We start from the raw sequence: 12,190 nt of genomic DNA, 5'->3' as shown, positions 1-12,190 counted from the left end.
CCCTATTGTAACATAGTTAATCGACGGAAATATTACAAATTGATGAAGATTCTATTTCTTGTTGACGATAAGGAGGACCTAGCTTATCTCAGACTGGCTTTGACTTCCTGACGGAGATTTTCTAGACTGCTAATGCCATATTTGTCCATGACTTTTGGTAAATTTTCAATAATATCAGGACAGGCATAAGGATTGGTAAAGTTAGCTGTTCCAACTCCGATGGCGGAGGCACCAGCCAGATACATTTCTAAAGCAGCTTCAGCAGAATCCACTCCCCCCATTCCAATAATGGGCAAGCCTGTTGTTTGAGCTACTTGGCGGATGAGTTTGAGGGCTACTGGAAAAACTGCTGGACCTGACATTCCACCTGTTCCATTGGCTAGGATTGGTTTTCTAGTTTTGAGGTCAAAGCGCATACCGACAAGGGTATTGATCATGGTTAAGCCACTTGCTCCTGCATCTTCTGCGGCTTTAGCAATAGAGACAACATCCGTTACACTAGGGGTTAACTTAACATAAACTGGCACATCAGAGGCTTCCACAGCTGCTTTTACCACTTCGTAAGCTAGATCCGGATCTTGCCCAATCAAAAGTCCATGATTGCCGTGATCCACATTCGGACAAGAGATGTTGAGCTCGATAGCCTTCACATTGGCTGCCTTGGAAATCCCATGAGAAACGGCAGCGTACTCTTGTTTTGAAAAGCCTGCAACATTGGCGATTATAGGAAGTGTTGGATATTCTCTTTCCAGCCAAGGCAACTTTTCAGCTAAAACAGCTTCTAAACCTGGATTTTGCAAGCCGATTGCATTGAGCATACCTGCAGGCGTTTCTGCCACCCTAGGAGTTGGATTGCCAAAACGGGGTTCTAGAGTCGTTGCCTTGATCATAATAGAGCCTAAAAGGTCCAAATCATAGTACTTGGAATATTCCTGACCAAAACCAAAACAGCCTGATGCTGGTATGATAGGATTTTTCAAATCCAATCCCGGTAGAGAAACTTGTAAACGTTTGTTAGTCATGACTTTCTCCTTATAATACAACTGTTCCTGTACGGAAAACAGGGCCATCTTCACAGACGCGTTGACTAATTGTCTCACTATCTGGCACTTTTAGGACACAGGCATAGCAAGCCCCCATCCCACAAGCCATACGAGATTCTAGAGATAGATAGGCTCTTGGGTGATTATAAAATTTTTGATTGATGTACTTCATCATTCCAGGCGCTCCACATGAGTAAACAGCATCAAATTGACTGTCTAAGTCATTAATGACGACTGACACATTTCCCTTGATACCATATGAACCATCATCTGTCGTTACAAAGACCTGACCATATTGGGTCAATTCTGTTTCGAGAATCACAGCATCCTTGTTGGCAAAACCGAGGACTGTCACTACTTTCACCCCACGCGCATGCAATTCCTTGGCCACTTCAAGCAAGGGGGGAACACCAATCCCACCACCAACGAGGAGAACTTGGCTCTGATTGTCTAAATCAGACAAGTCAAAACCATTTCCCTGAGGTCCCATCACATCAAGAGTATCTCCCTGTCTTAAAGTTGAAAAAATAGCTGTCCCAGCCCCCTCTATCCGATAAATGAGATGACACTGCTTCTTGACCTTGTCAATAGACGAAATTGAAATAGGACGGCGCAAGAGATGGGCATCATCAGGCACGCGCAGATGGAGAAATTGGCCTGCTCGCATGGCTTCAACCATTTCTCCTTCTAGGACTAATTCAAAGATTGCTGGCGCAATTTCCTCCTGAGCGACCACCTTCATGGTTTCCAAACGAATGGCACCCAAACGCTTCTTACATGTGGGATTCATGACTTTTCCTCCTTAAATTTAAGGGGACCAGATAAAGAAAAGACCTTGCTATTGCAAGGTCTCAGTCGAGATAGGATAGAACTCATGCGCACACCTAAAAAGTCTCCGCAGAGAGTTCCCTATCCCTTTTATCTGACACCTTGTGAGTCTCTCTGGACTCCCCTTAAAGGTTAAATTTGTATTAGTATACTCTTTCAAAGTAAAAAAGTCAAGTAGAAAACGAACATTCTACTTGACTGTACTGGATTATTTTTCACGAATGACTTCGACCTTGTAGCCATCCGGATCCTCGACAAAGTAATAGTTTGGTGGGTTACCTGGTAGGCCTTTGGGCTCTGTAACCTCATAGCCTTTAGCGCTATGTTCTTGATGGAGTGCCTCAAGGTCAGGTGTACTGAGGGCAATATGGGCAAAGCCGTCTCCTACAACATAAGGGCCGTGGTCATAGTTATAGGTCAATTCCAACTCGTAGTCATCACCGTCAAGTCCTAGATAGACAATCGTGAAAGCATAATCTGGAAAATCCTTACGACGCAACTCTTTAAAACCAAAAGCATCTTGATAGAATGCAATTGATTTTTCAAGGTTTTCTACTCGCAAGCAAGTATGTAACATTTTTGAAGCCATTTTCATTACCTCTTTCATTTGAATAGTTCCATTATACCTTTATTCAGAAAAATTTACTAGGAACTTGAACTAGAGTCCTCTTCTCTACGATTTCATTCTATGCAGAACTTTTGCGGTTTTCCTTGCGTATATTACGAATAAGGAAAAGCATGATAAGGACAAAAAGTCCTTCGAGGAAGTAGAACGTAAATTCACTGTTCATGATTAGTAAGTCTTTGTGATGATAGTTATTACCGAAAACTGAATTTGGTGCAAATAGGATTCGGAACAGTCTTCTTAGGAAAATAAATATTTGCAATCCATAAATCATAAAGACCTTCTTCACACCAATCATGAAGCTTTGTTCCTTTGTAAAATAAGACAAGGCGATTCCATTTAACAAGAGGATAACGGTTATGGCCAGAGTTTCATTTCGTAGAATAGTTGGATCAAAGATATCTAAACGGCTGTGAATATATGGCAACGTTTGAAAGAGTAGAATTCCCAAGATTGCTGGTATGAAAATTTTCTTCAGAGATGGTGGAAATCCAGGACTAAATCTTGTAAAAGACAAGCAAATCACAAGGATTGCAAAAATATGGAAGTAAGCTATGGCAACTCCTGAAATAGTCTGGCTTTGATTTGCCAAAGCAGAAAAAAAGCCAGCAGAAAGAAAGATACCGATAGGAATCAGCTTATCCAAAGAATAATCCCATTTCAGCCCCTGACTCACTTGGAAACCATCGATGAAGCTGAAAAATGTAATGAACATAAGGGCACCGATGAGGCCAAACGGTAAGGATGGAATGACGAGGGTCAATAGCAAGATTAGTAGGAACCATGGATGGGGGCTGTAGTAGAATTTCCGTTTTTCTCCTCTAGCAGTCACTCCCTCCTCAATCGGTGTTTTCCTTAATTTTAGCATATAGACGTAAAAGAGTGAAAACATGCCAGCATGAACCCATGAATTATAACCTGGTCGCTCTATAATACTGAGTATCAAACTTACAATCGTAAAGAGACCAGAGAAAATCTGAAGAAACTTATTATTAAATACCTGTCTTTTTTTCCAATCCAAATAAGAGAGCTTGGCCTTCGGATGACTAAGTTCATAGGCATAAGTCGTCATCTCTTCTAGTTTCTGGTCTGTCTCCTCCGTCATCATTTGGGGAGCCATTTTAGAAGTAGGAAAAGGAGCCAAAACATATCTCAGGAGCTCGCCGTCTGTAAACCGATGGTACTCCTTATAGATCTGTTGGAGTAAAATCGTTAGAATGCGTGGTCTTCCTTTAAAGTAGCTTCTCCACTTCTCCCAATCATTGATATCTTCATCGCTCTTGGTGAGCTTATCCATATAGAGATAACCTTCATTGTACCAGTAATCAAAATTTTCCTTTTTGTCTAGTTCATACTCCTCTACCACTGAAGGATAGGAATGGATACTCTTCCAGAAATGGAGTTTCTTCAGGTAAGGATTTGATTCCTCATCACTATAACGCTCCACAAATTGGAGAACGAGGGCTAACACTTTCGCATTGGTTAAAGGATAGACGTCCACCTTTTCTAACAAATCAAGTAGGAGAGTATGATCCTTAACTGTTTCAAAAAGATATTGCCAATCACGTAACAGTTTGTACTCGTCTTGATAGCGAGCATGGAGCAACTCATAGAAGGCTGCCTCAACTTCATCTGGATTATCTAGAGAGTAGTGACTAAAGTCAACGTTTTCTCCCAGCTCCTCTTTTACTTCTTCTAAGTAATCAGCCAAGTCATTCAAGAGTGGATAATCCTCTTCAAATATGACTTGTCGGTTTTTTTCAAGGATATAGCTTAAAACAGGAACGCTCTTGATTATTTGACGATTCTGATTTACTTGATCCAAGACCATAAAGCTCAGATAGGGGTGCTTGAAAAATTCTATCCAAGAGCTCAATTGATTTGCTTTGTTAAAATCATGGAGAATTTCTTGGCAAAGTTTATAAGAATAATAGAATTCTTCAGTGGCTTCATGTGCGCTTTCAAGCGAACTGCCTTCCTCTTCTGCTATAGCTCTTTTAACTTTCCAATACTTCAGTTTATAGTAATAGCTCCAGTACTTAAAGTCAGGTATATAGTCTTCTAGCAAGGGAATGAGGATAGAGAATTGCTCCGGTTTGTTAAAAATATAAACATCCATTTTCTCTAAAACGGATTGAACAATGTCCATATCATACTGATACTGATGAAAGAACTGACGCCATAGATGCTCTTGTTCTTCTGGACTGTAATCATCATTTTTAACAATACTTTCAATCGCATTTCGGATCAGATAAGTTTCTTCATTATAACCGCTAAAGTCAAGAGTAGACCTTGTTAATCCTTCTTGCCCCTGGTTCTCTTCGTCACCAAACGTTTCAAAGTTGAGGGTATTCTTAGCTCTTTCTTCAGAATCTCCATTTAGCTGAACTTCCTCATCATAGTCACTAAAGTCAAGGGTGGACTTTTGCTCATCCTCTTCCGCTTTAAAGGTTTCAAAGTTAAAGGAATCGCTGGTTTTATCAGTTGATTGCTGATAATCACTGAAATCAAGACTAGATCTTTCAGACTCTTCGTTCTCAGTCTTCGTTTCCTCAGTCAAGGTTTCAAAGTCGAGACTAGAGTTAGGCTTTCCATTCGCCTCTTCTTCAAGTTCAGTAGCTTCTTGAGAGTCACTCGCTTTTCTTAAACTATTTTCTGGTCTTGTGTTTCTAGACCTCGCATAAGTCAAGGCTTTTTGGTAAGCTTCAACAATTTCTTGGTAAATTTCTGGTTGGTCTTCTGGGTGATAGAGCCGAACCAGTTCAGCATAACGCCTTCTAATAAGCTTGACGTCAGTCGTTGGCTCTATCCCTAAAGTTTCCCATATATTCATAAGGTCTCCTCTTTTACAGTCCTCGCTCTAGGAAGTCTAGATAGTTTGAAAATGATTGATAGAGTTTTGGCAAATGATACACAGATGCTTGACTGACCTCTTCTTCAAATCGTCTAGTTTCAGCCATTAGCTCATCTCTTCTTCTCCCCAAGAGCATACTGTACACACGATTCGCTTTTTCAATCAAGAAACGATAAACCTCTGTTTCTTGAGCATTGATCTTATAGCGAGTCAACTCTGCTTGCTTAGCCTTGATTTCCTTTTCTGTAAGAGTAACACTATCTTGGAGAATAACATGACTAAAGACTTCCTGTGTTGAATCAATTTTCACTTCGACATCCAAAATTCCATTTAAATCATAGGTAAATCGAACTGTGAAACTTTCATTTACTCTAGTATTAACAGGGACGGGAACTTCTAATTCTCCTAGAAACAGGTTTTGTGATGCCTTCATCATCTCACCTTGATAGACCTTTATCTTGACTTGGCTCTGTCCCAATTCAGCCGTATAGTACTGCTCGATGCGTGAAGCAGGTAGGGTAGAATTTCGCTCAATAATCGGCGAAAAACGGTCTCCAACTATCTCAATCCCCAGTGTAAAAGGACAAATATCAGACAGTAATAAATCTCGTATCTCACCCTGGCGTTCTTTGATACCTGCTAGAAGTGCACAACCTCTCGCAATCATCCGATCAGGATCATCCGAAACCTGCACCACTTGATTGATACAGTAGGATAAAAAGTCCTGAACCAAGCGGAGTTTCGAAGTCCCCCCAACAAGAACAAAGTTATCTGATGATACATAGCTATAGCGTGCGTCCATTAAGGCACGGTCCAAAACAGCCTTAACACGGGCTAGCAGAGGTTGACAAAGCTCATAAAAACGCTGGTAGCTCAAGTCTAGAGTGTATTCCTGATCTTGGTTCAGAACTGTCATCTTCACTTCTTCTTTACTATTGAGTTCTAGCTTAGTCTTTTCAGCCTGTACCAGAATTTTGCTATAAAATTCTCGGGAAATCGAATCCTTGGTTAATTGATTGGAGACTAAAAATTCCTCAGCAATAGCCGAAGTGAAGTCTTCTCCTCCCAAACGATTGTCCCCTGCGATCGACACGATTTCGACGATATTATCAAAAAGCTCCACAACTGAAATATCCAGAGTACCACCACCAAAATCGACCACAATAAAAGATTGATCTTCTTGGTTTACCACAGATCTTTTAGCAAGAGCCGCTGCGGAAGGTTCATTGATAATCCGATCAATCTGAACTCCAGCAAATTTCCCTGCTAGTTTGGTCGCATAACGTTGAGCATCATTGAAATAGGCTGGAACACTAACAATCACTTCCTCGACCTTTTCTCCAAGATAAGTCTCTGCATCGTCTACCAACTTTCGAATGATAAAAGAGCTTAATTCTTCAGCCTTATATGCTCGATTTCCTAGTGTCAATTCATGCTTGGTCCCCATAAAACGCTTGAACTGAGAAACCGTCTTATCTGGGTGGGTCACCAAGCGTTCCTTGGCAATTTTTCCAACTATAATCTCATCATTGTCATCTAAAGCCACAACAGAAGGAGTTAAATACTCACCAAAAGCATTGGGAATCAGCTTAACCTGGCCATCTTGGTATACCCCTACTAAAGAATTAGTCGTTCCTAAATCAATACCTACTATCATCTTCTTCTAACTCCAAATCTTTTAGATATTCCTATTATACAAGAAATATCCTATTTTCTTTGAAAAAATCTGTGATTTACTCTTTAGAATAGAAAATCATTTATGGTAAATAAAAAAGTTTCACCCTACTCTTGCGGTAAAAACCACGAGAGTAAGAATGAAACAGTTGTCATTATTTACCAAGTTTTGCTTTAGCTGCATCTGCAAGAGCTGTGAAAGCTGCTGCATCGTTAACAGCCAAGTCAGCAAGCATTTTACGGTTAACTTCGATTTCAGCCAATTTCAAACCATGCATCAATTGTGAGTATGAAAGTCCGTTCAAACGAGCTGCCGCATTGATACGAGTGATCCACAATTTACGGAAGTCACGTTTTTTCTGACGACGGTCACGGTATGCATAGTAGTAAGAGTTCATTACTTGTTCTTTTGCAGTACGGAACAAGATGTGTTTAGCTCCATAGTAACCTTTTGCTAATTTAAGAATACGTTTACGACGTTTGCGTGATACAACGCCACCTTTAACACGTGCCATGTTTTATTTCCTCCAAATATTTCCTAGAATTGTTTACTTACTGTTAGGCTATTATTTCAAGCGAGTAAGCATTGCTTTGATACGTTTGAAATCTCCTGAATGCACCATAGATGCTTTACGAAGATGACGACGTTGTTTCTTAGTTTTTCCGTGGAAACGGTGAGAAGTGTAAGCACGGAAACGTTTAAGTCCACCAGAACCTGTACGTTTGAAACGTTTAGCTGATGCGCGGTGTGTTTTTTGTTTTGGCATGATTTTTTCTCCTTTATTTAACTTTCTGACAATTATTTTTTGTCAGTTGCTGGCGCCAACTGCATGAACATTTGGCGTCCATCCATCTTAGCTCGTTGTTCGATGATTGCAATATCTTGTGTTGCTTCAGCAAACTCGGCTAAAACTTTTGCACCAATCTCTTTATGGGTGATCATACGCCCTTTAAAGCGAATGGATACCTTAACTTTATTTCCTTTTTCAAGGAACTTGCGTGCATTGCGAAGTTTTGTGTCAAAGTCACCTTTGTCAATAGTTGGACTCAGACGAACTTCTTTCACAGTAACAACACTTTGTTTTTTACGTTGTTCTTTTTGCTTTTTCTGGTACTCAAATTTGAACTTACCGTAGTCCATAATTTTAGCAACAGGCGGTTTTGCTTGGGGTTGAATTAAAACTAAGTCAACATTCGCACTATCAGCCAATGCTTGCGCTTCGCTGAGTGGCTTGATGCCTAGCTGTTCTCCCTCAAGACCGATCAAGCGAACTTCACGTACACGAATTTCATCATTGATGAATAAGTCTTGCTTTGCTATGGTTTTCACCTCTTTTTTATTATTAGAGAAAAACAATAGCGGACTCGTAATGATACAAGCCCGCACGTTATGATAGCGTTTCTTAGAAACTTTTCATCCGTAGGGCCAGGCAACTTGATGTCACAAGGCGAGAAGCTCTCACTTCTGCTTTTCTCAACTTTTATATGATACCAAGTTTTCTATTCCTTGTCAAGATAAAAAGTCAATTTTTCGAAAAGTTTGTCTATTTTATCGAACCGTTTCAATTCGCCAACTATTCCATCCTTTAAAGCGGATAGCTCCTTGCTGGTCAGTTCGATAAATCTTACTCTTGATGGATTCTAGTCGTGTCAAGGTTTCCTGATGGGGGAGTTTGGCACGATTGTTCTTACCCACTGAAATGAGAGTAATCTCTGGGTTGAGTTTTTCTAGAAAAGCTGGATTTGATGATGTTTTAGCACCATGCTGGCCTGCTTTCAAGACATCCACCTCTAAATCAGGGTATTGCTTTAGAAGATCCTTCTCTCCCTTCTCTTTCAAATTTCCTGTGAAGAGAAAGTGCTTATCCAAAAGTTTCCCATAAAGAATCAGGGAACCATCACGATCCCCATCTCCAATCTGCCTTGGAGATAGAAGTTCTAAGTAACTGCCAAAAATCGGCAAGTTTTCCCCTGCTGTCACACTGCGTACCTTGGTTTGGCTTGCTTCTAGTTCTGATACAAATTCCTTCTGTGTCAAACTTCCTTTTGATACTAAAATCTCCCCGACATGGAAAGCCTTGGTCACCTCCAGCAAATCGCCAATATGCTCCTTATCTGTATTTGTCAAAATCAGCTGGTCAATCTTGTCTACTCCTCGACTTTTTAGATAGGGAATCAAGGTACGCTGGGCATTGCTGGTCGTCGACTTTTCTTGCCAAGCCTCGATTTTCTTATCAGATTCTGCCTTACCACCTACATCTATGAGAATAGTTTTACCAGTCATATCCCGTAGGAAAATACTTTCTCCTTGCCCCACATCCAACATAGTGATTTCATTTTCCAGCGGATGCTTGGTCAGGAAAAAGAGACCCACAATAAAGAGACTAAATCCTGCTAGTCTTTTAATGTTTTTCCTCATGTCATAGACTAAGGCTAATGAAACTAACAGTAGAATCAACAGCCATGCGTTGGGTTGACCAAAGACCAGGGGCCTACTTGCCAGCTGCGATACCAAGCGAATGATGTTCTCCAACCACTCAAAGACAAAGTTAAACTGAGTGACTGGGTAAATAAAAGACAGAATGAATAAGATGGACAAAAGCGGTAAGAAGACCACATCAAACAGAAAGGAAAAGACAAAGGTCAAAAGAATAGACCAAGGCTGAAATTCTGCAAAATAAAAGGATAAAATGGGCAATATTCCCAAGGAAATGACCAGACTTTCTCCAGCAACAGCCTTGAGCCCATCGTCTTCTTTACTAGTCATGGTCAAGATAAAAGCGTAAGCGCAGGATAAGACCCCTCCTGCAGTTAGGAAAAAGTTAGGCATGATGATAAAGAGGACAAGGATCGTCAAGGCAAAATTATCCAAACCCTTAACACCATGTTGGGCCAGTAACTTTTGCAAGAGACTGCGAATAACAGATGCTGAAAATCCTGTCAGACCTGCATAGATAAGAGAAAAGGGATAAGTTAGCCACTTCAACTTTTCTTGAGTTAAGCCCAATCGCAAGAGGAGTTTCTTAAAGGCATCCATGAAAAAGCCTACCTGCATACCCGACAGAGCAAAGAGATGGATAATTCCAAGACTGGAATAGAGCTCATTCATCTCCTCAAAATCAGTATCTAGATGTCCGAAAAGAAGACCTGTCATATAGTTGCGCATAGGATCTGGAAAGTGCATCTTAATCCAAACTACAGCCTTTCGACGTAAACTGGACAGATTTTCTCCTATATTCCAACTGCTAACCTGTTTAAGTGACTGGATGCTCTTGATAGTCAGTGTCTGATAAATCCCCTGGGTCTTTAGATAGGCTTGGTAGTCAAATCCACCAAAATTTCTCTGCCCTTCAGGATCTGAAACTTTCCCTTCTAGCTCTATCTCGTGAAGATCTGTTAAGGCTTGAAAGAGCTCTTTTTCCTCCTCAGACTGGAGTTTATAGTAAACTTGGAAGGTACGGCCGTCAGCCTTGCCCCGAAAGGACAGACTGTCTCCATTGACCTTAATAGTGTCAGGCAAAATCCGTACCCTTTCAACAGAATCTACTAGGTTTTGACTTGCTTGTGTCTGTTGCCAATTTTGAAACAAAAACCAAAATCCAAAAACTCCACAAATCGCTAAAACTTTTCCAGCAGATTTCCATGGAAATTGGAAAAAGAGGCAGAAGAGCAAAAAAACAAAACCTAGCAGTGCGAGATAGGACACTCCAAAAATGGCATAGTAAAGCCAGAGTAACAGAAAGCTCAGATAGATTAGGGGGATAGGGAAATTCTTAATCCACTGTGACATAATCTTTTAGCTTTTCTATGGTCTTAGCGCCAATGCCAGAGACCTTCTTTAATTCATCTACCGACTTGAATTTGCCATTTGCCTCACGATGGTCGATAATATCCTGAGCTCGTTTTCCTCCCAAGCCTTTGACCTGCTTTAGTTCTTCCAGACTAGCTTTATTGAGATTGACCTTCTTTTCTTTACTTGTCGAAGGAGTCGTTCCAGAGGCAGCCTGCTGACTAGCCGCTTCTTCTCCCTTAGTTGGAACATAGACAAGAGCCTCGTCACTGACTTTCTGAGCGAGATTAAGCGACTTACTATCTGCTTCCTCTGTCAATCCACCAGCTTTCTGAACAGCATCATGAACACGACTCCCTACTGGTAAATCATAAATCCCTGGCGATTTAACAGCACCTTTGACATCCACTGTGATCAGATCTTGTTCAGCAGACTCTTCCTTTTCTTCCTTCTTGACTTCCTTTTCAGACGATGAATCCTTTGAAACGGCCGAGACTTCAGCTTGCAAATTCTTTTCTTTGACGGGTGTTTGTGAAGTTGGCTTTAGTAGGAAAAATCCGCCCAAGGCCAAACCTAAAATAGCACAAATGACAATGATTTTATACTCTTTGATTTTCTCGATAATTGCTTCCATATTTTCTCCTCTCTTAAGTTATTCGCAAGAGAAAGAAAAAAACAGCTGAAAATTTCTTTTCAACTGCTTATTTATTTGCAAAATAGTCTTCCTTGGTCAAGACATAATGAACTCTTGTAACGATTCGTCCTGGTTCTTTATTATCCATTCTGGCATAGGGTTCTTCGTGGGAAAAGCGCATACCTGATTTCTCCATGACCTTTCCTGATGCGGGATTGTCTTTGTCATGAAGGGCAGTCAACTTGTGCATTCCAATCTTCTCAAAAGCCAGCTCAATCACGGCACGATTGGCTTCTGTCGTCAATCCTTGATTCCAATACTTTTGGTTGATAATGTAACCAATAGCTGCCTTCTTAAGAATAGGATCAATCTTGTGCAAGTCAATGGTTCCAATAAACTGACCATTGCTTTTTAGCTCGATCCCCCAGCGTCCCAAGGGATTAGCCAAGTAGAACTGAGCAATGTTGTTCTTGGTTTCTTCTAAGCTTTGATTTGTTGGAAAAGTGTAGCGTGTATTTTCTCTGTCTGAGGCATACTCAAACATAGCTTCTGCATCGTCCAAGGTTACAGGTCGGAGCAACAAACGCTCCGTTTCTATAGATGGATACTGGGCAAATTTCACAAATATTGATTCCATACTTTTCCCTCCATTAGAGTTTGATTCTCACTAGTCTAGCATAAATAAATTTGGATGACAAGTTTTTCTTGATTTTTGAAGCGGTTTCATATACAATAAAACCAT

Annotated in this window: 11 protein-coding genes and 1 other annotated feature; all 11 genes read right to left on the bottom strand. The window is 40.6% G+C overall.

Annotation, left to right across the window (positions count from 1 at the left end; all coding sequences use genetic code 11):
* Positions 1-83 precede the first annotated feature (83 nt).
* The 11 genes from MK385_RS06225 to MK385_RS06175 all read right to left on the bottom strand — a co-directional run bounded on the left by MK385_RS06225 (position 84) and on the right by MK385_RS06175 (position 12,085).
* Complete coding sequence (locus MK385_RS06225; RefSeq protein ID WP_268725631.1) at positions 84-1,070, bottom strand: dihydroorotate dehydrogenase; 987 nt, start codon at positions 1,068-1,070, stop codon at positions 84-86.
* Positions 1,033-1,833, bottom strand: coding sequence for a dihydroorotate dehydrogenase electron transfer subunit (locus MK385_RS06220; protein ID WP_001070080.1), 801 nt, complete (start codon positions 1,831-1,833; stop codon positions 1,033-1,035). The genes MK385_RS06225 and MK385_RS06220 overlap by 38 nt, the downstream gene beginning before the upstream one ends.
* A gap of 246 nt (positions 1,834-2,079) precedes the next feature.
* Complete coding sequence (gene gloA / locus MK385_RS06215) at positions 2,080-2,460, bottom strand: lactoylglutathione lyase (protein WP_247931189.1); 381 nt, start codon at positions 2,458-2,460, stop codon at positions 2,080-2,082.
* Positions 2,461-2,557: 97 nt separating this feature from the next.
* The gene (locus MK385_RS06210) at positions 2,558-5,329 is read right to left on the bottom strand and encodes a J domain-containing protein (RefSeq protein ID WP_268725566.1); all 2,772 of its coding nucleotides are present in this window, start codon (positions 5,327-5,329) and stop codon (positions 2,558-2,560) included.
* A 13-nt stretch (positions 5,330-5,342) separates the two neighbouring features.
* Positions 5,343-7,007 (bottom strand): molecular chaperone HscC, encoded by a 1,665-nt coding sequence (locus tag MK385_RS06205; protein ID WP_268702484.1) that lies wholly within the window; start codon positions 7,005-7,007, stop codon positions 5,343-5,345.
* A 172-nt stretch (positions 7,008-7,179) separates the two neighbouring features.
* Complete coding sequence (gene rplT, locus MK385_RS06200) at positions 7,180-7,539, bottom strand: 50S ribosomal protein L20 (RefSeq protein WP_000124830.1); 360 nt, start codon at positions 7,537-7,539, stop codon at positions 7,180-7,182.
* Positions 7,540-7,590: 51 nt separating this feature from the next.
* On the bottom strand, positions 7,591-7,791 hold the full coding sequence (gene rpmI / locus MK385_RS06195) for a 50S ribosomal protein L35 (RefSeq protein WP_001125942.1): 201 nt from the start codon (positions 7,789-7,791) through the stop codon (positions 7,591-7,593).
* A 32-nt stretch (positions 7,792-7,823) separates the two neighbouring features.
* Positions 7,824-8,354 carry a translation initiation factor IF-3 gene (gene infC / locus MK385_RS06190; protein ID WP_000848184.1) on the bottom strand — a complete coding sequence of 177 codons (531 nt, stop codon included), beginning with the start codon at positions 8,352-8,354 and terminating at the stop codon, positions 7,824-7,826.
* Positions 8,355-8,369: 15 nt separating this feature from the next.
* Positions 8,370-8,501: a sequence feature (ribosomal protein L20 leader region), on the bottom strand.
* Positions 8,502-8,573: 72 nt separating this feature from the next.
* A complete protein-coding gene (locus MK385_RS06185; RefSeq protein WP_268725565.1) occupies positions 8,574-10,814 on the bottom strand; it encodes a DNA internalization-related competence protein ComEC/Rec2 in 2,241 nt (746 codons plus the stop codon).
* Positions 10,798-11,448, bottom strand: coding sequence for a helix-hairpin-helix domain-containing protein (locus MK385_RS06180; RefSeq protein WP_076984480.1), 651 nt, complete (start codon positions 11,446-11,448; stop codon positions 10,798-10,800). Before MK385_RS06180 ends, MK385_RS06185 begins: the two co-directional genes overlap by 17 nt.
* Before the next feature lie 67 nt (positions 11,449-11,515).
* Positions 11,516-12,085 (bottom strand): GNAT family N-acetyltransferase, encoded by a 570-nt coding sequence (locus tag MK385_RS06175; protein WP_076984479.1) that lies wholly within the window; start codon positions 12,083-12,085, stop codon positions 11,516-11,518.
* Positions 12,086-12,190: the final 105 nt, after the last annotated feature.

This window comes from Streptococcus oralis (assembly GCF_026782125.1).
GTDB classification, from domain to species: Bacteria; Bacillota; Bacilli; order Lactobacillales; family Streptococcaceae; genus Streptococcus; species Streptococcus oralis_CE.
Note: the sequence above shows the minus strand (reverse complement) of the source record. Positions and strands in the feature narration are given on the sequence as shown.